The organism is Pseudomonas sp. LG1D9, from assembly GCF_002949995.1.
In the GTDB taxonomy this organism is placed as follows: domain Bacteria; phylum Pseudomonadota; class Gammaproteobacteria; order Pseudomonadales; family Pseudomonadaceae; genus Aquipseudomonas; species Aquipseudomonas proteolytica.
The window spans coordinates 1,628,934-1,649,168 of sequence record NZ_CP026881.1; the positions used below are offsets into that span (position 1 = coordinate 1,628,934).

At 59.6% G+C, this 20,235-nt stretch carries 16 protein-coding genes; 14 read left to right on the forward strand and 2 right to left on the reverse strand.

Features of this window, described 5'->3' with window-relative positions:
- The first annotated feature begins 136 nt into the window (after positions 1–136).
- From C5F71_RS07815 to C5F71_RS07860, 10 genes are all read left to right on the forward strand, one after another.
- Entirely contained in the window at positions 137–1,762 is a 1,626-nt protein-coding gene (locus C5F71_RS07815; RefSeq protein ID WP_104910910.1) for an ABC transporter substrate-binding protein, read from the forward strand.
- A gap of 305 nt (positions 1,763–2,067) precedes the next feature.
- The gene (locus C5F71_RS07820) at positions 2,068–3,672 is read left to right on the forward strand and encodes an ABC transporter substrate-binding protein (RefSeq protein WP_104910911.1); all 1,605 of its coding nucleotides are present in this window, start codon (positions 2,068–2,070) and stop codon (positions 3,670–3,672) included.
- Between the two features lie 169 nt (positions 3,673–3,841).
- Entirely contained in the window at positions 3,842–5,245 is a 1,404-nt protein-coding gene (locus tag C5F71_RS07825) for an OprD family outer membrane porin (RefSeq protein WP_104910912.1), read from the forward strand.
- Positions 5,246–5,326: 81 nt separating this feature from the next.
- Complete coding sequence (locus C5F71_RS07830) at positions 5,327–6,922, forward strand: ABC transporter substrate-binding protein (RefSeq protein WP_092238316.1); 1,596 nt, start codon at positions 5,327–5,329, stop codon at positions 6,920–6,922.
- A gap of 73 nt (positions 6,923–6,995) precedes the next feature.
- A complete protein-coding gene (locus C5F71_RS07835; protein WP_032860135.1) occupies positions 6,996–8,006 on the forward strand; it encodes an ABC transporter permease subunit in 1,011 nt (336 codons plus the stop codon).
- A 10-nt stretch (positions 8,007–8,016) separates the two neighbouring features.
- Entirely contained in the window at positions 8,017–8,928 is a 912-nt protein-coding gene (locus C5F71_RS07840) for an ABC transporter permease subunit (protein WP_029291943.1), read from the forward strand.
- 10 nt (positions 8,929–8,938) lie between these two features.
- Positions 8,939–9,907, forward strand: coding sequence for an ABC transporter ATP-binding protein (locus C5F71_RS07845; RefSeq protein WP_104910913.1), 969 nt, complete (start codon positions 8,939–8,941; stop codon positions 9,905–9,907).
- Entirely contained in the window at positions 9,907–10,878 is a 972-nt protein-coding gene (locus C5F71_RS07850) for a peptide ABC transporter ATP-binding protein (RefSeq protein ID WP_029291946.1), read from the forward strand. Before C5F71_RS07845 ends, C5F71_RS07850 begins: the two co-directional genes overlap by 1 nt.
- Positions 10,879–11,232: 354 nt before the next feature.
- A complete protein-coding gene (locus C5F71_RS07855) occupies positions 11,233–13,491 on the forward strand; it encodes a TonB-dependent siderophore receptor (protein ID WP_104910914.1) in 2,259 nt (752 codons plus the stop codon).
- 254 nt (positions 13,492–13,745) lie between these two features.
- Complete coding sequence (locus tag C5F71_RS07860) at positions 13,746–14,093, forward strand: hypothetical protein (RefSeq protein WP_104910915.1); 348 nt, start codon at positions 13,746–13,748, stop codon at positions 14,091–14,093.
- A gap of 87 nt (positions 14,094–14,180) precedes the next feature.
- Here C5F71_RS07860 and C5F71_RS28890 read toward each other — a convergent pair whose 3' ends face one another.
- Positions 14,181–14,609, reverse strand: coding sequence for a hypothetical protein (locus tag C5F71_RS28890; RefSeq protein WP_133714612.1), 429 nt, complete (start codon positions 14,607–14,609; stop codon positions 14,181–14,183).
- Positions 14,610–14,852: 243 nt separating this feature from the next.
- Positions 14,853–16,436, reverse strand: coding sequence for a peptide chain release factor 3 (locus C5F71_RS07865; protein ID WP_029291952.1), 1,584 nt, complete (start codon positions 16,434–16,436; stop codon positions 14,853–14,855).
- A 295-nt stretch (positions 16,437–16,731) separates the two neighbouring features.
- On the opposite strand from C5F71_RS07865, the gene C5F71_RS07870 reads away from it, so the two are divergent.
- From C5F71_RS07870 to C5F71_RS07885, 4 genes are read left to right on the forward strand one after another with little or no spacing between them, the layout of a single operon-like run.
- Positions 16,732–17,484 carry an ABC transporter permease gene (locus C5F71_RS07870; protein WP_262375158.1) on the forward strand — a complete coding sequence of 251 codons (753 nt, stop codon included), beginning with the start codon at positions 16,732–16,734 and terminating at the stop codon, positions 17,482–17,484.
- Positions 17,485–17,504: 20 nt separating this feature from the next.
- Positions 17,505–18,398: a glycine betaine ABC transporter substrate-binding protein gene (locus C5F71_RS07875; protein ID WP_029291956.1), complete on the forward strand. Its 894-nt coding sequence runs from the start codon at positions 17,505–17,507 to the stop codon at positions 18,396–18,398.
- 13 nt (positions 18,399–18,411) lie between these two features.
- A complete protein-coding gene (locus C5F71_RS07880; RefSeq protein ID WP_027604864.1) occupies positions 18,412–19,065 on the forward strand; it encodes an ABC transporter permease in 654 nt (217 codons plus the stop codon).
- On the forward strand, positions 19,062–20,219 hold the full coding sequence (locus tag C5F71_RS07885; protein ID WP_104910916.1) for a betaine/proline/choline family ABC transporter ATP-binding protein: 1,158 nt from the start codon (positions 19,062–19,064) through the stop codon (positions 20,217–20,219). The genes C5F71_RS07880 and C5F71_RS07885 overlap by 4 nt, the downstream gene beginning before the upstream one ends.
- The last annotated feature ends 16 nt before the right edge of the window (positions 20,220–20,235 follow it).

Sequence of the window (20,235 nt, forward strand, 5' to 3'; positions counted from 1 at the left end):
TGTACGTTCGTACCACTCTTTGCCGCTTGTTGCCTCTCAACGTCTTGCAATGGGTATGGGGCCTGCATAAGTATCCGCAGGCCGACTCACGAGGTCGCCCTCAATTCCAAAAATGACAACAAATCATGAGGCCAACATGCTTAAACACGCAGTCATTCCGTTTTTAGTCAGCGCCGGTTTAATGGCCGCTGCTCCTTTCGCCCAGGCGGCGACTAATCTGGTGTTCTGCTCCGAAGGGAGCCCGGCGGGTTTCGACCCAGGCCAGTACACCACCGGAACAGACTTCGATGCTTCGGCCGAAACCATGTTCAACCGTCTCAGCCAGTTCGAGCGTGGCGGCACCGCCGTGATTCCTGGCCTGGCCACCAAGTGGGACGTTTCCGAAGATGGCCTGACCTACACCTTCCACCTGCGCGAAGGGGTCAAGTTCCATACCACGCCGTACTTCAAGCCGACTCGTGAATTCAACGCCGACGACGTGCTTTTCACCTTCAACCGGATGATCAACAAAGACGACCCGTTCCGTAAGGCCTACCCCACCGAGTTCCCGTACTTCACGGACATGGGGATGGACACCAACATCAAGAACATCGAGAAAATCGACGACCACACCGTCAAGTTCACCCTTGGCACCGTGGACGCCGCGTTTATCCAGAACCTGGCCATGAGCTTCGCCTCGCTGCAGTCGGCCGAATACGCTGCCCAACTGTTGAAGGACGGCAAGCCCCAGGACATCAACCAGAAGCCGGTGGGCACTGGCCCGTTCGTGTTCAAGAGCTACCAGAAAGACTCCAACATCCGCTTCACCGGCAACAAGGATTACTGGAAGCCTGAAGACGTGAAGATCGATAACCTGATCTTCGCCATCACCACCGACCCATCGGTGCGTGTGCAAAAACTCAAGAAGAACGAATGCCAGGTCACCCTCTTCCCACGTCCGGCCGACCTCAAGGCGCTGGGCGAAGACAAGACCCTGAAACTGCCACACCAGGCCGGTTTCAACCTGGGCTACATCGCCTACAACGTGATGCCTGTGCTCAAGGGCCAGACGGCGGCCAACCCACTGGCCGACCTGCGCGTACGCCAGGCCCTGGACATGTCGGTCAACAAGCAGCAGATCATCGACTCGGTTTACCAGGGCGCAGGCCAGCTGGCGGTCAACGCCATGCCGCCGACCCAGTGGTCCTATGACGAGACTATCAAGGACGCCCCGCACGACGTGGCCAAGGCCAAGGAGTTGCTCAAGGAAGCCGGCGTCAAGGAAGGCACCGAAATCACCCTGTGGGCCATGCCGGTCCAACGTCCGTACAACCCCAACGCCAAGCTGATGGCCGAGATGCTGCAGAACGACTGGAAGCAGATCGGCTTGAAGGTCAACATCGTCAGCTACGAGTGGGGCGAGTACATCAAGCGCTCCAAGGGCGGTGAAAACCAGGCCATGATCATCGGCTGGAGCGGTGACAATGGTGACCCGGACAACTGGCTGAACGTGCTGTTCGGCTGCGACTCCCTGGCGGGCAACAACTTCTCCAAATGGTGTGACAAGAAATTCGACGGCATCGTGAAAGAAGCCAAGGCCACGTCGGATGTCGCCAAGCGCACCGAACTGTACAAACAGGCGCAACACGTCCTCAAAGATGCAGTCCCCATGACACCTATCGCACACTCGACGGTGTATCAACCCATGCGCAACAACGTGCAGGACTTCAAGATCAGCCCATTTGGCTTGAATTCCTTCTACGGGGTGAGCGTCAGCAAGTAGGACGCCTTGGCGGCGACGTTTCATAACGTCGCCGTTATTGCATCCGCCAAGACCTTAGGAATCGGACTACGTTCGCAGGCGCTGCCGACCTACAGCAGCTGACTGCAAGGGTAAAGTCCGATCCCTACAAGGTCTGTCCGGTTCTGCGCATTTACTGCCTTGCCCGCGTTCCCTAACGTCGAGGTAGGCAAACTCGCAGTTCCGATACGGCATTTGCTGTGGATGGGAGCAGTGCTTTCGCCATGCCAGGTAAGGCGTTGCGACTGTTCACTGACGAAAACGATAAACATGGATTGGGGACCGTCATGCGCCATACCACCGTTCTATCTGCAATATTGGGTACCAGCCTGTTGGCCGTCGCTTCGATGGGCCAGGCTGGCGAGAAGAAAAGCCTGGTGTTCTGCTCTGAAGGCAGCCCGGCCGGGTTCGATACCGCGCAATACACCACCGCCACCGACAACGATGTGGCCGAGCCGATCTACAACCGCCTGGTTGAGTTTGAAAAGGGCGAGACCGGTGTCGTACCAGGCTTGGCGACCAAGTGGGATATTTCGCCCGATGGCCTGACCTACACCTTCTATCTGCGCGAAGGGGTGAAGTTCCACAGCAACAAGGAATTCAAGCCGACACGGGATTTCAATGCCGACGACGTGCTGTTCACCTTCAACCGCATGCTTGATCCCAACCATCCGTTCCGCAAGGCCTACCCCACGGAGTTTCCGTACTTCAACGGGATGAGCCTGAACAAGAACATCGCCAAGGTCGAAAAAACCGACCCGCACACCGTGGTGATGACCCTCAATACGGTCGACGCGGCGTTTGTCCAGAACATCGCCATGAGCTTCGCGGCGATCCTCTCCGCTGAATACGCCGAGCAGTTGCTCAAGGCCGGCAAACCCAGCGACATCAACCAGAAGCCGATCGGCACCGGGCCGTTCGTGTTCCAGCGGTACCAGAAGGATTCGCAGATCCGTTACGCCGGCAATAAACAGTATTGGGACCCGAGCAAGGTCAAGCTCGACCAACTGATTTTCGCCATCAACACCGACGCTTCGGTGCGGGTACAAAAGCTCAAGGCCAATGAATGCCAGGTCACCCTGCATCCACGCCCCGCCGATGTCGACGCGCTCAAGGCCGACCCGAACCTGCAGCTGCTGACCAAGCCGGGCTTCAACCTCGGCTACATCGCCTACAACGTGCGGCACAAACCCTTCGACCAGCTCGAAGTGCGCCAGGCGCTGGACATGGCGGTGAACAAGCAGAGCATCCTCAACGCCGTGTACCAGGGCGCCGGGCAGTTGGCAGTCAATGCCATGCCGCCGACCCAATGGTCCTACGACGACAGCATCAAGGACGCCGCCTACAACCCGGAAAAAGCCAAGGAACTGCTCAAGGCTGCGGGCGTCAAGGAAGGCACCGAGATCACCCTGTGGGCCATGCCGGTCCAGCGCCCGTACAACCCCAACGCCAAGCTGATGGCCGAGATGCTGCAAAACGACTGGGCCAAGATCGGCCTCAAGGTCAAGATCGTCAGCTACGAGTGGGGCGAGTACATCAAGCGCATCAAGAACGGCGAACACGATATCAGCCTGATTGGCTGGACCGGCGACAACGGTGACCCGGACAACTGGCTGGGCACCCTCTACAGCTGCGACGCCATCGGCGGGAACAACTACTCGATGTGGTGTGACCCGGCGTACGACAAGCTGATCAAGCAAGCCAAGGTCGTCACCGACCGAGAACAACGGACTGTTCTGTACAAACAGGCGCAGCAACTGCTCAAACAGCAGGTGCCGATCACGCCTGTCGCCCACTCGACGGTCAACCAGCCGTTAAGCACCAAAGTCGAAGGATTCAAAGTGAGCCCCTTCGGCCGCAACGTGTTCTCGGGCGTCAGTATTACCCCATAAGAAAATAACCGGATGCGCAGAGCGAAGTTGGCTCTGCTGCAAACGTGCAGCTGTAATTCGCGAAATCTCCTACAGCAAACGTTTGCCCTAGCTTGAAGAGTTACACACCCAATAGCCGGCTCACTTAATAAGGCCGGCATAAAAAAAGAGAACCAAAGGAGCTCCACCCATGAAATTGAGCAGCAAAGTGCTACTGGCCATGGCCATCAGCAGCATCACCGCCACCGCTTACGCCGAACCTGCAAGCCAGGAATTCGTGCCAACCACACTGGCCGGCGCCAGCGCCCAAAGCGAAGCCAAAGGCTTTATCGAAGACTTCAGCCTGGGCGGCAGTACGCGCAACTGGTACTCCAATGAACACCTGTACCGCGGGGGCAGTTTCAAATACAAAGAGCACGGTGTAACGAAGACCGACCGCAACCGTACCAACTGGGTCCAGGGCACCATCATCAATGCCAGCTCGGGGTTCACCCAGGGCACTGTGGGCGTCAAGGCCGAAGTAGCGGTGTACAACGCTCTGGTTCTAGACCGCAGCAAACGCGATATCAAGGGCGGCTCCAACCGTACCTTGGCTGACTCTGACGGCAATGCCGTAGACCAGTGGAGCAAACTGGGCCTGGCCAACTTGCAGTTCCGCGTGTCGAACACCACACTGACCGCCGGCCGCCAGAACTTCAGCACGCCGATTGTCGACACCATCGGCAACCGTCCCCTGCCATCGAGCTTCCAAGGTGTGAGCTTCAACAGCGCAGAGTTCAGCAACCTGTCGTTCCAAGGTGGCGTGTTTGACCGCGTCTCGCCACGGTCCGAGCAGAGCCTGTCGAAGTTCCGTAGCGAGTACAGCCAACAAGGCGCCAACAGCGCTACAACCGACAAGGTCTACACCCTGGGCGCCAACTACCAGCCGTTCGCGAGCCTGAAAACCAGCGTCTTCGGCGCCAACGTCAAGGACTTCTGGAACCAGTACTACTTTGGCGCTACCCACGAGTTGGGTGACAGCCAGCAACTGGCCCTGACCACTGGCTTCAACTACTACAAAACCGTCGACGAAGGCAAAAAGCTGATGGGGGAAATCGACAACGATACCTTCTCCCTGTCCCTCGGCCTGGCGCATCAGGCTCACAGCCTGACCTTCTCCTACCAGCAAGTGAACGGTAACGAGTACTTCGACTACCTGCACGAAACCAACGGCATCTACCTGGCCAACTCCCTGACGTCGGACTTCAACGGCCCGAACGAGAAATCCTTCCAGGTCGCCTACGCCATCAACATGGCCGAATACGGCGTGCCAGGCCTGAAGTTCAACGTCTACTCCGCACGCGGCTGGGGCATCGACGGTACCCACTACACCGGTAACAGCAACGGCGCTTACGCCTACACCGGCATCGAAACTCAAGACGGCGAGAAACACCAGGAATACGGTGTTGGCGCGGCCTACGCGGTCCAGAGCGGCCCGCTCAAGGCCACCGCGATTCGTGCCACCTACGTTGAACACCGTGGCAGCGTCAACCAGTTCGACGGCAGCATCAAAGAATTCCGTCTGGTTACCACCGTCCCATTCAACATTCTTTAATTCGCACCAGGTAGACGGCGGGCTCAGGACGAGCCTGCCGTCTACATTTGTGTGGTTGAATCGATCGCAGAGGGCTCTTCGATGAAAATGCTCCCGTTACAAGCTGCCATGACCGCTGCACTGCTGAGTGTGGCCCTGGGCATTTCGGCCAAGCCGCTGGTGGTCTGCACCGAAGCCAGTCCGGAAGGCTTCGACCCGGTCGTGTACGTCACGGCCGTCACCGCCGATGCCGCCGCCGAAACCATGTTCAACCGCCTGGTGGATTTCAAGCCCGGCACTACTGAAATCAGGCCCGCACTCGCCAAGTCCTGGGACATCAGTGAGGACGGCCTGACCTATACCTTCCACCTGCGTGATGACGTCAAGTTCCACACCACCGACTACTTCAAGCCGACGCGCAACCTGAATGCCGACGACGTGCTCTGGAGCTTCCAGCGTCAACTGGACCCGAAACACCCGTGGCACGACAAGTCCACCACCGGCTTCCCCTATTTCGAAAGCATGGGTTTCAAGGAACTGCTCAAAAGCGTCGAGAAGACCGATGACCACACCGTGGTCTTCACCCTGACCCGCCCCGAAGCGCCGTTCCTGGCCGATGTCGCAATGCCGTTCACCGCCATCCATTCCGCCGAATACGCCGACAAGCTGCTGGCCGCCAACAAGACCGGCGAGCTCAACAGCAAGCCGATCGGCACCGGCCCGTTCATTTTCACCCGCTACCAGAAAGACGCCCAGGTGCGCTTCAAGGCCAACCCGGAATACTTCCGCGGCAAGCCGCCCGCTGACCCGCTGATCCTGGCCATCGCGGTGGATAACAACGTGCGCCTGCAAAAGCTCAAGGCCAATGAGTGCCAGATCGCCCTGTATCCAAAACCCGATGACCTGCCAAGTATCAAGGCCGATCCAAACCTTAAGGTCTCGGAGCTGGCGGCGATGACCACCGCCTACACCGCGATGAACACCACCCGCAAGTACATGAGCGACGCGCGGGTGCGCCACGCGATCAACATCGCGTTCGACAAACAGGGCTATAACCAATCCCTGTACGGCAAAGGCAATGCCATCGACGCCACCGGTCCTTACCCGCCGACCCTGCTAGGCTTCAACGACAAATTGCAGAACCCGGCCCGCGACCTGGACAAGGCCCGCGCCCTGCTCAAGGAAGCCGGCGTGCCGGAAGGCACCGAGTTCACCCTGTTCACCCGCAATGGCGGCGGCCCGACCAACCCTAACCCGATGCTTGGCGCCCAGCGCATGCAGGCGGATCTGGCGCAGATTGGCCTGAAGGTCAATATCAAGGTCATGGAGTGGGGCGAAATGCTCAAGCGCGCCAAGGCTGGCGAGCACGACATGGTCTCTGCCGGCTGGGCCGGGGACAACGGCGATCCAGACAACTTCCTCACGCCGAACCTGAGTTGCGATGCCGCCAAAAACGGCGAAAACTACGCCCGCTGGTGTAACGAAGAGTTTCAGGGCTTGATCGACAAGGCCCGCGCCGTGGCTGAACCCGCCGAGCGCGCCGCACTCTATGAACAAGCGTTGGACGTTTTCGACAAGGACCAACCGTGGATCCCCATGGCTTACCCGAAAATGTTCACCGCCATGCGTAAAAACGTCGAGGGATATACCCAAAGCCCCCTGACCAACAATAACTTCGCCACCACCCAGGTGAAGTAATAAGAGACGCTCGGCACCGTCGACGTTGACGGTGCCGGACCTGCCTAACCGGCTGATTGAGGTAGATACCACGATGTTTAGTTTTATTGCCCGCCGATTGGGGTTGTTGATCCCAACGTTCTTCGGCATCACGTTGCTGACTTTTGCGTTGATTCGCATGATCCCTGGCGACCCCGTAGAAGTCATGATGGGCGAAAGGCGGGTCGACCCCGAGATGCACGCCCAGGCAATGGAACGCCTTGGCTTGAACAAACCCTTGTATGCGCAATACCTGGACTACGTCGGCAAGCTCGCCCAGGGCGACCTCGGCGAATCCCTGCGTACCCGCACCAGCGTCTGGACCGAGTTCAGCGCCCTGTTCCCCGCGACCCTGGAACTGTCCATGGCCGCCCTGTTGTTCGCCGGTATCCTCGGGCTCTTGGCCGGGGTGATCGCGGCCTTGAAGCGAGGATCCCTGTTCGACCATGGGGTGATGGGCATCTCCCTGGCGGGATATTCGATGCCGATCTTCTGGTGGGGCCTGATCCTGATCATGTTCTTCTCGGTGAGCCTGGGCTGGACCCCGGTTTCCGGGCGTATCGACCTGCTCTACGACATCGAGCCGCGCACCGGCTTCATGCTGATCGACACCCTGCTGGCCGATGAGCCGGACGCGTTCTGGGATGCCCTGCACCACCTGATCCTGCCAGCCATCGTGCTCGGCACCATCCCGCTGGCGGTGATTGCGCGGATGACCCGCTCCTCGATGCTGGAAGTCCTGCGCGAAGACTACATCCGCACCGCCAAGGCCAAAGGCCTGTCGCCGGCACGCGTGGTGTTCGTACACGGCCTGCGCAATGCGCTGATTCCGGTGCTGACCGTGGTCGGCCTGCAAGTCGGCACGCTGCTGGCCGGTGCAGTCCTGACCGAAACCATCTTCTCGTGGCCCGGCATCGGCAAATGGCTGATCGAAGCCATTGGCGCACGGGACTACCCGGTGGTGCAAAACGGCATCCTGCTGATCGCCTGCCTGGTGATCCTGGTGAACTTCGTGGTGGATATCCTCTACGGCTTCGCCAACCCACGCATCCGTCACCAGCGCTGAGATCATGACCATGACCACACCTACTCAAGTGTCAGCAGTCGATCAAAGCCTGCTGTACCCGTCGCCGTACAAAGAATTCTGGCAAGCCTTCTCCAAGAACAAGGGCGCGGTTGCCGGCCTGCTGTTCATGTTGCTGATCGTGTTCTGTGCGATCTTTGCCCCGTGGGTTGCCCCCCATAACCCCAGCGAGCAATACCGTGACTTCCTGCTGACCCCGCCGTCGTGGCTTGAAGGCGGGCAGATACAGTTCCTGCTGGGCACCGACGAACTGGGCCGTGACTTGCTGTCGCGCCTGATCCAGGGCTCGCGCCTGTCGTTGCTGATCGGCTTGTCATCGGTGGTGATGTCGCTGATTCCGGGGATCCTGCTGGGCCTGTTCGCCGGGTTCTTCCCGCGCCTGCTCGGCCCGACCATCATGCGATTGATGGACATCATGCTGGCCCTGCCATCGCTGTTGCTGGCCGTGGCGATTGTCGCCATCCTCGGCCCTGGCCTGATCAACACCGTGATCGCGATTGCCATTGTGTCGCTGCCATCCTATGTGCGCCTGACCCGCGCCGCCGTGATGGGCGAGCTCAACCGTGACTACGTGACGGCCGCGCGCCTGGCCGGTGCCGGCCTGCCGCGCCTGATGTTCGTCACGGTGCTGCCCAATTGCATGGCCCCCCTGATCGTGCAGGCGACCTTGAGCTTCTCCTCGGCGATTCTCGATGCCGCGGCCCTGGGCTTCCTCGGCCTTGGCGTCCAACCGCCAACCCCCGAGTGGGGCACCATGCTGGCTTCGGCCCGTGACTACATCGAACGCGCCTGGTGGGTCGTGAGCCTGCCTGGCTTGACCATTTTGCTCAGCGTGCTGGCAATCAACCTGATGGGCGACGGACTGCGCGATGCGCTGGACCCGAAACTCAAGAATGCCGCGTGAGGAGATTCCCATGTCACTGCTAGAAATCAAGAATCTCAATGTGCGCTTCGGCGACAAGACTGCCGTGCCAGTGGTCGACGGGCTCGACCTGTCCGTGGACAAAGGCGAAGTACTGGCCATCGTTGGCGAGTCGGGCTCGGGTAAATCCGTGACCATGATGGCGCTGATGGGCCTGATCGAGCATCCCGGCATCGTCAGCGCCGACTCGCTGACCTTCGACGGCAAGGACATGCTCAAGCTGAGCAATCGCCAGCGCCGGCAGATCGTCGGCAAAGACTTGGCGATGGTGTTCCAGGACCCGATGACCGCGCTGAACCCCAGCTATACCGTGGGGTTCCAGATTGAAGAAGTGCTGCGCCTGCACCTGAAAATGTCCGGCAAGCAAGCGCGCAAACGTGCCATCGAGTTGCTGGAAAAAGTCGAAATCCCCGGCGCTGCCAGCCGCATGGACGCCTACCCGCACCAGTTGTCGGGCGGTATGAGCCAGCGTGTGGCGATTGCCATGGCCATTGCCGGCGAGCCCAAGCTGCTGATCGCAGATGAACCGACCACGGCGCTGGACGTAACCATCCAGGCACAGATCATGGAGCTGCTGCTGGCCCTGCAGAAAGAACAGAACATGGGCCTGGTACTGATCACCCACGACCTCGCGGTAGTAGCAGAAACCGCCCAGCGCGTGTGCGTGATGTATGCCGGCCAAGCGGTGGAAGTCGGCCAGGTGCCGGGGTTGTTCGACGTACCGGCGCACCCGTACAGCGAAGCATTGCTGGCGGCGATCCCGGAACACAGCATGGGTGCCGAGCGCCTGGCAACGTTGCCGGGTATCGTCCCTGGTCGCTATGACCGCCCACAAGGTTGCCTGTTGTCGCCGCGCTGCCCGTACGTGCAAGACAGCTGCCGCCTGACCCGTCCGACCCTGGACCCGCAAGCCCACAGCCTTGTGCGCTGCTTCTACCCCTTGAACCAGGAGGTGGCGTAATGGCCGTCGTTCTTACCGCCCGCGACCTGACCCGTCACTACGAAGTGTCCCGCGGCCTGTTCAAGGGCCACGCCACCGTGCGCGCCCTCAATGGCGTGTCGTTTGAGCTGGAGGCCGGCAAGACCCTGGCGGTTGTGGGTGAGTCGGGTTGCGGCAAATCCACCCTGGCCCGGGCGCTGACGCTGATTGAAGAGCCCTCGTCCGGATCCTTGAAAATCGCCGGCCAGGAAGTCGCCGGCGCCGACAAGGCCCAGCGCAAGCAACTGCGCAAAGACGTGCAGATGGTGTTCCAGAGCCCTTACGCGTCGTTGAATCCACGGCAGAAAGTCGGTGATCAACTGGGCGAGCCGCTGCTGATCAACACCAACCTGTCCGCCGCCGAGCGCCGGGAAAAAGTCCAGGCGATGATGAAGCAAGTGGGCTTGCGCCCTGAGCATTATCAGCGCTACCCGCATATGTTCTCCGGTGGTCAGCGCCAGCGGATCGCCCTGGCCCGGGCGATGATGTTGCAGCCCAAGGTGTTGGTGGCGGATGAGCCGACCTCGGCGCTGGACGTGTCGATCCAGGCCCAGGTGCTCAACCTGTTCATGGATCTGCAGCAGCAGTACAACACCGCCTATGTGTTCATCTCCCACAACCTGGCGGTGGTGCAACACGTGGCAGATGACGTGATGGTGATGTACCTCGGCCGCCCGGTGGAAGTGGGTCCCAAGGAAGACATCTACGCACGCCCCCTGCACCCTTACACCCAGGCGCTGTTGTCGGCCACCCCGACGATCCATCCGGACCCGAACAAGCCGAAGATCAAGATCGTCGGCGAACTGCCCAACCCGCTGAACCCGCCACCTGGCTGCGCCTTCCACAAGCGCTGCCCGTACGCGACCGAGCGCTGCAGCAGTGAAGAGCCGCTGCTGCGTGAGCTGGACAACCGCCAGGTGGCTTGCCACCACGCGGAGCAGTTCGTGGCCTAAACCCCTGTGGGGACGGCTTGTGTGGGAGCGGGCTTGCCCGCGAAGGCGGCGTGTCAGCCACTGAATGAGGTGCTGACCCACCGTCTTGGAGGGCTTGCCCGCTCCCACAGGGAATCGCGGTAATACCGAGTTGTACAGCCTCTCCCGCCAGATTGCGCATCAGTCTGGCCGGAGGGGCTTTTTTGTTTTTAGGGGCCGCATCGGGGCTTGGGCAAAGTGTAAAAGTTGTAAATGACATTTACTTGTATTTGATAATGAATAGCATTCCGGCGCATAGAGCGCGCCGAATCCTGCTGGAAGGCAATTCTGGTGCGTCTCGCTCAGTTGCCACCTTCCCTAAAGGATTTTGCGGACATGTCACCTCGATTCAGGCTCAGCCATTTCTCCCTGGCGTTTATCGCCGCCCTTTCTTCCCCCGTACTGCTCGCGGACACCCAGGAAAGAGAACACGGCAAAGTGCCGGTGCAAGCGAGCGACCTGCCAGTCGATGGCACCTCCCAAGCGTTGGAACTGAGCGAAACACGAATTCTGGGCACCGCCGCCGAAGAGCTCAAACAAGCTCCCGGCGTGTCGATCATCACCGCCGAAGACATCAAGAAGCGCCCACCGACCAACGATCTGTCGGACATCATCCGCCGTGAGCCAGGTGTCAACCTGACCGGCAACAGCTCCAGCGGCAGCCGCGGCAACAATCGCCAGATCGACCTGCGCGGCATGGGCCCGGAAAACACCCTGATCCTGATCGATGGCAAGCCATCGACCTCGCGCAACGCCGTGCGCTACGGCTGGAGCGGCGATCGCGACACCCGTGGCGAAACCAACTGGGTGCCGGCCGAGGAAGTCGAACGCATCGAAATCCTGCGTGGCCCGGCTGCCGCGCGTTATGGCTCCGGCGCCATGGGCGGGGTGATCAACATCATCACCAAGCGCCCGACCGACCAGTTGCACGGCTCGCTGACCACCTATGTGTCGCTGCCGGAAGACGACGCCGAAGGCATGAGCAAACGCACCAACTTCAACCTCAGCGGCCCGTTGAGCGATACCTTGGCGTTCCGGGTCTACGGCGGCCTGAACAAGACCGATGCCGACGACTCCAACATCAACCAGGCCGAGCAGGCCACCGCCGATTCGTTGGTAGCGGGCCGCGAAGGCGTGCGCAACAAGGACGTCAACGGCCTGCTCAGCTGGCAATTCACCCCTGAACAAACCTTGGACCTGGAAGCCAGCTACAGCCGCCAGGGCAATATCTTCGCCGGCGACACCATGCTCAACGGCGGCGGCACCTTCGTTAACAGCCTGGTCGGCAAGGAAACCAGCGTGATCCAGCGCAGCAGCTTCTCCGCCACCCACCGCGGCGAGTTTGACTGGGGTTCGACCATGGCCTCGCTGAGCCACGACCTGACCCGCAACGAGCGCCTCAACGAAGGCCTGGCGGGCTCCGGCGAGGGCGCGCCGTCAGCCACGGCCGGGCGTTTCGAATCGCGGTTGCGCAACACCCGCGCCACCGCCGAGGTCAACCTGCCCCTGAGCTGGGGCACTGAGCAAGTCCTGACCCTGGGCAGCGAATACCTCTATGAGTCGATGAACGACCCAGGCTCGCTGCGCCCCCAAAGCTACGACCCAGGCACCGGCGGCGTTCCCAGCATTCCGGGCGTCAGCCGCAGCAGCACCAAGACCACCGCGTCGAGTTACGCGCTGTTCGCCGAAGACAACATCGAAGTCGGCAGCAAGACCATCATTACCCCCGGCCTGCGCTACGACAACCATGAAGAGTACGGCGGCAACTGGAGCCCGAGCCTCAACGCCTCGCACCAGTTGACCGATGAACTGAGCCTCAAGGGTGGTATCGCCCGGGCCTACAAGACCCCGAACTTGTACCAGTCCAACCCCAACTACTTGCTGTACAGCCGGGGCAACGGCTGCAATGCCGGCGAAACCAACTCCGGTGGCTGCTACCTGGTGGGTAACCCGGACCTGAAACCGGAAATCAGCGTCAACAAGGAAATCGGCCTGGCCTTCGACAAAGGCACCTGGCGCACCAGCGCGACCTATTTCCGCAATGACTACAAGAACAAAATCAACGCCAGCAACCAGGCCGCCTTCCGCCTGGACGGTGGTCGGCGCGTGCTGCAATGGGAAAACAGCGGCGCGGCATTGGTCCAGGGCATCGAGGGCAACCTGTTCATGACCCTGCGCGACGACCTGGACTGGAACACCAACCTGACCTACATGATCGACTCCAAGGACAAAGACACCGGCGAGCCGTTGAGCATCATCCCCAAGTACACGGTCAACACCACACTCGACTGGCAGGCCACCGACAAGCTGTCGTTCCAGGTCAGCGGCACCTACTACGGCAAGCAAGAGGCGCCCACCCTCAACTCCCGTAGCGCCAACAATTACGATCGCACCGCCCAGCAGGATGTCGACCCGTACGGCTTGATGGGCTTGAGCAGTGGTTATGAGTTCACCAAGAACCTGAGCGTGCGCGTGGGCATCGAAAACCTGCTGGACAAGCGCCTGTATCGCAAAGGCAACGCGGATGACGCGGGCGCACAGACCTATAACGAGCCGGGGCGTGCTTACTTTGCGTCGGTGACTGCTTCGTTCTGATAATGACCGTTGCGCCCGGCACACTGGGCGCAACGTTTCCTGGTGCTTTTGAACTACCGCTCACTCAACTTTATTTGTAGTCCGCTTATCAAAAAAAACAAAAACAGTGGAAGCACCCTACAAAAAGATCGCATTAAAACCCTTCAAAAATTCGCAATTTCCGAAACATGTAACATCCTCCGTTTTAATATTGCCCCCCCTATAAGCTGCGATTAAAGTCTACCGCCTTCCCTCTTACCAACAGGTAGACATTCATGAAGTATCGCGCCATATCCCGCTCCTTGGAAAACCTACTGACCGCTATCTACGCAGATGATGACGTTACATTTGACGAGTTCAAAAATATCCAGAAAGAATCGGATCGCCGCTGGGAAGCGGTCATGGAGGAACTAGGGCAGAACAATACCTTGGTATCTTTCCAGAGTGCCATGGACGTCGCCCTGCACTTGCTCTACCTCAGCGTGGAACATATCAAGAATCAAGAACTGACTGACTTTGGTGAAGCGATTGTGAAAGATGCCGTTATTGCGCAGGTTGAAGCCGTACGGGTGGGTGCCGAGCTTTCCTTGAAACAGCTGCGAGTGGGGCCAAATACACTCTAGTCGTCAAACAAGAAAGGGCGGAACCTTGAGGTTTCGCCCTTTCTTCAGGTTTGGTTCAATCAGTACCCACCCTACGCAGCCTGTGTCTCACTCCTTGAATACAGAGTCCTTTGTCAGAGCGTTAAACCCTTTGCAATGCCAAAAGCCTTCTATTTCGTGAGTAAAAGGCACACCGGGATATCGCGCAGTAAACTTGAATGAGACGATTGCAAGTGCATCACGCTGGCTTACCACAGCACTAATAGTTCCCGCATTGGCTGTCCATGTGCGCCCCGGATCTGAACGCGGAATAAATTCTGCCTTCCAACTTGAACCCAAAGGCATATTGAGCGCCCACAATTCCGGAGTATCATAAAACCACAACTGAATACTCCCACCGTCACTTACACTACCCGCATTCCCAACCAATACAATGTAGTTTCCACCGCTATACATATTGCCGCCACCCGCTTCAAAACGTTGGCCATTATCCGTAAGTATCAACTGACCAACGCCCAAGCTCGATTTATCCGACATGATTCCTTCCTCCCGCTCATGGTTCATTCACGAGGGCGAACCCTCACGCTGAGGAAAATAGGAGGATTGCCATAGAGCGTCTACTGTCAAACCTGACAGTAACGCTGTTGAGTTGCTGGCCTGTCAGAACTTTTTCAAATACCGGATATAACAAACCCCCGCAGATGTTTAAATCTGCGGGGGTTCAAGGGTATAAGCAGTGGATAGCGCTCCATTTGTCAGAAGCGCCAAACACTCTCTTTATCAGTGATGCTCACGCGTCGCCCGGAACTTCACATCCGGCCAGCGCTCTTCCATCAGCGCCAGATTGACCCGGGTCGGCGCCAGGTAGGTCAGGTGACCACCGCCGTCGATGGCGAGGTTTTCCACCGCTTTGTTGGAAAACTCCTCCAGCTTCTTCTTGTCACTGCAATCGATCCAACGCGCGGAATACACGGTGATCGGCTCGTAGGAGCATTCGACCTTGTATTCCTCTTTCAAGCGGCTGGCGACCACATCGAACTGCAGCACACCGACGGCGCCGAGGATGATGTCGTTGCTGCGCTCGGGGAAGAACACCTGGGTCGCGCCCTCTTCGGCCAATTGCTGCAAGCCCTGGCGCAGTTGCTTGGACTTGAGCGGGTCGCGCAGGCGTACGCGGCGGAACAGTTCCGGGGCGAAGTGCGGGATACCGGTGAAGCCCAGTGCTTCGCCTTCAGTGAAGGTGTCGCCGATCTGGATGGTGCCGTGGTTGTGCAGGCCGATGATGTCGCCGGCAAACGCTTCTTCCAGTTGCTCACGCTCGGAAGAGAAGAACGTCAGGGCGTCGCCGATGCGCACGTCCTTGCCGGTGCGCACGTGGCGCATCTTCATGCCTTTTTCGTATTTGCCGGAGCAGATACGCATAAAGGCGATACGGTCGCGGTGCTTGGGATCCATGTTCGCCTGGATCTTGAATACGAAACCGCTGAATTTTTCTTCGACCGGCTCTACGGTGCGCTCATTGGCAACCCGCGCCAGGGGTTTCGGCGCCCAGTTCACGACAGCATCAAGCACGTGATCGACACCAAAGTTGCCCAGTGCGGTACCGAAGAATACCGGGGTCAACTGGCCGTCGAGGAATTCCTGCTGGTTGAATTCGTGGCAGGCGCCCTGCACCAGTTCCAGTTGGTCGACAAAGCGGTCGTACTCGTCACCCAGGTGGGCGCGGGCTTCGTCGGAGTCGAGCTTCTCGATGATTTTCACATCGGTGCGCTCATGACCATGGCCGGCGGTGTAGACAATGATGTAGTCATCGGCCAGGTGGTACACGCCCTTGAAGTCGCGGTAGCAACCAATCGGCCAGGTGATCGGCGCGGCCTTGATTTTCAGGACAGCTTCGATTTCATCGAGCAGTTCGATAGGGTCGCGGATATCCCGGTCGAGTTTGTTGATAAAGCTGACGATCGGCGTATCACGCAGGCGGCACACGTCCATCAGGGCGATGGTGCGTGGCTCGACGCCTTTACCGCCGTCGAGGACCATCAAGGCCGAGTCCACCGCGGTCAGGGTGCGGTAGGTGTCTTCGGAGAAGTCTTCGTGGCCCGGGGTGTCGAGCAGGTTGATCATGTGTTCGCGATAGGGGAACTGCATGACCGACGTGGTAATGGAAATACCCCGCTGCTTCTCCATCTCCATCCAGTCGGAGGTGGCATGGCGATCGGACTTGCGGGATTTCACCGTGCCGGCCACCGCGATTGCCTTGCCCATCAGCAGGAGCTTTTCGGTGATGGTGGTTTTACCGGCATCGGGGTGGGAAATAATGGCGAAAGTGCGGCGTTTCGCGACTTCGGCGGCCTGGTGGGTCATGGGAAATCGCCTGGCAGGTGAGTCAAAAAAGGGCGGCGAGTATAGCGCAAACCCAGGGAGCCAGACCACCGTTCAGCCCATTGGGGGTGGCTAAATGCTGCCAAGTATGGAACCTTTTAAAAGGTAGAGACGTCCACTCCCCTGCTACCGCACTCGTAACAGGGGCTGAAAAATCAGCAAGTTAGCCTGACGAGGCTGCGCTCATGGCTCGATTTGATACCGCGTTGCCGGTATTGGCGAGCTGCTTTTCGCGACCCTATTCGCCGACAGCCAGGAATGGCATTGCCGCTCGGAAATGTGTTCGCCGACAAAAGAAAAAAGGAGTCCGCCTGTGGCTATTCGCTATGGCAAAGGGCTGATAGGAGGAGTGGTTGTCGTCGCTCTCCTGGCCCTGCTGGTCCACTGGATCGGCATCAACACGATCGAACTGTACCGCGACGATTTGTTGTTTTACCTGCAAGCTCATTTGATCCTGGTTCTAGTCTCCATGCTGGCCGCCCTCGTTGTGGGCATCCCCGCCGGTATCCTGCTTAGCCGACCGAACATGGTCGGGCGTGCAGAACGCTTCATGCAGATCTTCAACATCGGCAACACCGTCCCTCCCCTGGCCGTACTGGCCATCGCCCTCGGCGTCCTCGGCATCGGCAGCGGCCCGGCGATCTTCGCCCTGTTCCTCGCCTCCTTGCTGCCCATTGTGCGCAACACCTACGAAGGCCTGAAAAACGTGCAGGGTTCCTTGAAGGAAGCCGCCGTCGGCATCGGCATGACCCCGCGCCAGGTGTTGTTTCGCGTCGAACTGCCCAACGCCGTGCCGATCATCATCGGTGGCGTGCGCGTGGCCCTGGCAATCAACGTCGGCACCGCACCGCTGGCGTTCCTGATTGGTGCGAACAGCCTGGGTAGCCTGATCTTCCCCGGCATCGCCCTGAACAATCAGCCGCAATTGCTGCTCGGCGCCGCGTGTACCGCGCTGCTGGCCTTGCTGCTTGACGGTCTGGTGACCATGGCCAGCCGCCTCTGGCTGGAACGCGGGTTGCGTCCGTCTTAAGGCTGGGTAAAGGAATCGACATGAAAAAATTGAGCTTGATATTAGGCTGCGTCCTGCTGTTTGCAGGCATTGCGCAAGCCGCCGAAAAACCGGTGATCCGCATCGGCGCCCGGGTATTTACCGAGCAGACCCTGCTGGCGGAAATCACCTCCCAGTACCTGCGCACCAAGGGCTATGACACTCGCGTGACCGGCGGCCTGGGCAGCAACCTGGCGCGCAGCGCCCAGGAAAGCGGGCAACTGGACCTGATCTGGGAATACACCGGCGTGTCCCTGGTGGCCTACAACCATGTGGACGAAAAGCTCGACAGCGAACAGTCCTACGCAAGGGTTAAAGAACTCGACGCGAAAAAAGGCCTGGTCTGGCTGTCGCCGTCGAAGTTCAGCAACACCTACGCGCTGGCACTGCCAGAAAACGTGGCCAAGGAATTCCCGCAGGTCAACAGCATCAGCGACCTGACCAAGGCCCTGGCCGAGGACACCAAGGAAAACCGCCTGGTGGCCCTGGACACAGAGTTTGCCAACCGTTCCGACGGCATGGCCGGCATGGTCAAGCTGTACGACATGAACCTCACCCGCAAGAACACCCGGCAGATGGACGCAGGCCTGGTCTACACCGCGCTGCGTAATGGCCAAGTGTTTGCCGGGCTGGTGTACACCACTGACGGACGCCTCAACGCCTTCAAGTTGAAGCTGCTGGAAGACGATCTGCATTACTTCCCGGACTACACCGCAGCGCCTGTGGTGCGTCAGGTGTATCTGGATGCTCACCCGCAACTGGCCGCCGACCTCAAGCCACTGGCCGCGCTGTTCGACGACGAAACCATGCGCCAGCTGAACGCGCGGGTCGACGTCGACCATGAAAGCCCATCCGCCGTTGCCGCTGATTTCCTGCGCCAGCACCCACTCAACTAAAAGAGGAGAAGACATGGAATTCCTGAACGCCTTTTCCCATCTTGATTGGGCCCAAGTCCTGCACCTGACCTGGCAGCACATCACCCTGGTCGGTATCGCCGTGATCCTCGCGATTGTCGTAGGCGTGCCCCTGGGCGTGCTGATGACCCGCTTCCCGACCTTGGCCGGCCCGTTGCAGGCCAGCGCCACGGTGTTGCTGACCGTGCCGTCGATTGCGCTGTTCGGCCTGCTGCTGCCGTTCTACTCCAAGTTCGGCCAGGGCCTGGGGCCGATGCCGGCGATCACCGCGGTGTTCCTCTACTCCCTGCTGCCGATCATGCGTAACACCTACTTGGCCCTGACCGGCGTCGAGCCGGGCATTCGTGAAGCCGCCAAAGGCATCGGCATGACCTTCGGCCAGCGCCTGCGCATGGTCGAGCTGCCCATCGCCGTGCCGGTGATCCTCGCCGGCGTGCGCACCGCCGTCGTGATGAACATCGGTGTGATGACCATTGCCGCCACCATCGGCGCCGGTGGTCTGGGTGTACTTATTCTGGCTTCCATCAGCCGCAGCGACATGTCGATGCTGATCGTTGGCGCCGTGCTGGTCAGTCTCCTGGCCATCTTCGCCGACCTGCTTCTGCAATGGCTGCAACGCTCGCTGACTCCAAAAGGATTGCTCAAATGATCGAACTTCAAAACCTGTCCAAGACCTTCCAAAGCAACGGCAAGACTGTCACCGCCGTCAACGATGTAAGCCTGACCGTCAATGAAGGCGAGATTTGCGTATTCCTCGGCCCCTCGGGCTGTGGCAAGAGCACCACGCTGAAAATGATCAACCGCCTGATCAAGCCCTCCTCGGGCAAGATCCTGATCAACGGCGAAGACACCACCGACCTCGACGAAGTGACCCTGCGCCGCAACATCGGCTACGTGATCCAGCAGATCGGCCTGTTCCCCAACATGACCATCGAGGAAAACATCGTGGTCGTGCCCAAGTTGCTGGGCTGGGACAAGCAGAAATGCCACGACCGCGCCCGCGAGTTGATGAGCATGATCAAGCTCGAGCCCAAGCAGTACCTGCACCGCTACCCGCGCGAACTGTCGGGCGGCCAGCAACAGCGGATCGGCGTGATCCGTGCCCTGGCGGCCGACGCACCGCTGCTGCTGATGGATGAGCCGTTCGGCGCGGTCGACCCGATCAACCGCGAGATGATCCAGAACGAGTTCTTCGAGATGCAACGCGCGCTGAACAAGACGGTGATCATGGTCAGCCACGACATCGACGAAGCAATCAAGCTGGGCGACAAGATCGCCATCTTCCGCGCCGGCAAGCTGTTGCAGATCGACCATCCGGACACTCTGCTGGCCCATCCTGCCGACGAGTTTGTCAGCAACTTTGTCGGCCAGGACAGCACCCTCAAGCGCCTGCTGCTGGTCAAGGCCGAAGACGCGGCGGACAACGCCCCGTCGGTCAGCCCGGAAACCCCGGTAGCCGATGCCCTGGAATTGATGGACGAGCATGACCGCCGCTATGTGGTGGTCACTTGCGCCGAGAACAAGGCGCTGGGTTATGTACGACGTCGCGACCTGCATCGTCAGACCGGTACCTGCGCCCAATACCTGCGCGAGTTCAACGCCACCGCAGCGTTTGACGAGCACTTGCGCATCCTGTTGTCACGCATGTACGAGTTCAACCGCTCGTGGCTGCCGGTGATGGATGCCGAGCGGGTGTTTTTGGGTGAAGTGACCCAGGAGTCGATTGCCGAGTACCTGAGCTCCGGCAAGTCCCGTGGGGGCAAGACCAGTATCGTGTCGCCTGCCGAGACTGCCTTGGCCTGATAGACCGCTATCGCAG

Excerpts from the sequence above, each read along its gene's own strand:
- C5F71_RS07815 (WP_104910910.1), top strand. The coding sequence starts at position 137 with ATGCTTAAACACGCAGTCATTCCGTTTTTAGTCAGCGCCGGTTTAATG.
- C5F71_RS07820 (WP_104910911.1), top strand. The coding sequence starts at position 2,068 with ATGCGCCATACCACCGTTCTATCTGCAATATTGGGTACCAGCCTGTTG.
- C5F71_RS07825 (WP_104910912.1), top strand. The coding sequence starts at position 3,842 with ATGAAATTGAGCAGCAAAGTGCTACTGGCCATGGCCATCAGCAGCATC.
- C5F71_RS07830 (WP_092238316.1), top strand. The coding sequence starts at position 5,327 with ATGAAAATGCTCCCGTTACAAGCTGCCATGACCGCTGCACTGCTGAGT.
- C5F71_RS07835 (WP_032860135.1), top strand. The coding sequence starts at position 6,996 with ATGTTTAGTTTTATTGCCCGCCGATTGGGGTTGTTGATCCCAACGTTC.
- C5F71_RS07840 (WP_029291943.1), top strand. The coding sequence starts at position 8,017 with ATGACCACACCTACTCAAGTGTCAGCAGTCGATCAAAGCCTGCTGTAC.
- C5F71_RS07845 (WP_104910913.1), top strand. The coding sequence starts at position 8,939 with ATGTCACTGCTAGAAATCAAGAATCTCAATGTGCGCTTCGGCGACAAG.
- C5F71_RS07850 (WP_029291946.1), top strand. The coding sequence starts at position 9,907 with ATGGCCGTCGTTCTTACCGCCCGCGACCTGACCCGTCACTACGAAGTG.
- C5F71_RS07855 (WP_104910914.1), top strand. The coding sequence starts at position 11,233 with ATGTCACCTCGATTCAGGCTCAGCCATTTCTCCCTGGCGTTTATCGCC.
- C5F71_RS07860 (WP_104910915.1), top strand. The coding sequence starts at position 13,746 with ATGAAGTATCGCGCCATATCCCGCTCCTTGGAAAACCTACTGACCGCT.
- C5F71_RS28890 (WP_133714612.1), bottom strand. The coding sequence starts at position 14,609 with ATGTCGGATAAATCGAGCTTGGGCGTTGGTCAGTTGATACTTACGGAT.
- C5F71_RS07865 (WP_029291952.1), bottom strand. The coding sequence starts at position 16,436 with ATGACCCACCAGGCCGCCGAAGTCGCGAAACGCCGCACTTTCGCCATT.
- C5F71_RS07870 (WP_262375158.1), top strand. The coding sequence starts at position 16,732 with ATGTGTTCGCCGACAAAAGAAAAAAGGAGTCCGCCTGTGGCTATTCGC.
- C5F71_RS07875 (WP_029291956.1), top strand. The coding sequence starts at position 17,505 with ATGAAAAAATTGAGCTTGATATTAGGCTGCGTCCTGCTGTTTGCAGGC.
- C5F71_RS07880 (WP_027604864.1), top strand. The coding sequence starts at position 18,412 with ATGGAATTCCTGAACGCCTTTTCCCATCTTGATTGGGCCCAAGTCCTG.
- C5F71_RS07885 (WP_104910916.1), top strand. The coding sequence starts at position 19,062 with ATGATCGAACTTCAAAACCTGTCCAAGACCTTCCAAAGCAACGGCAAG.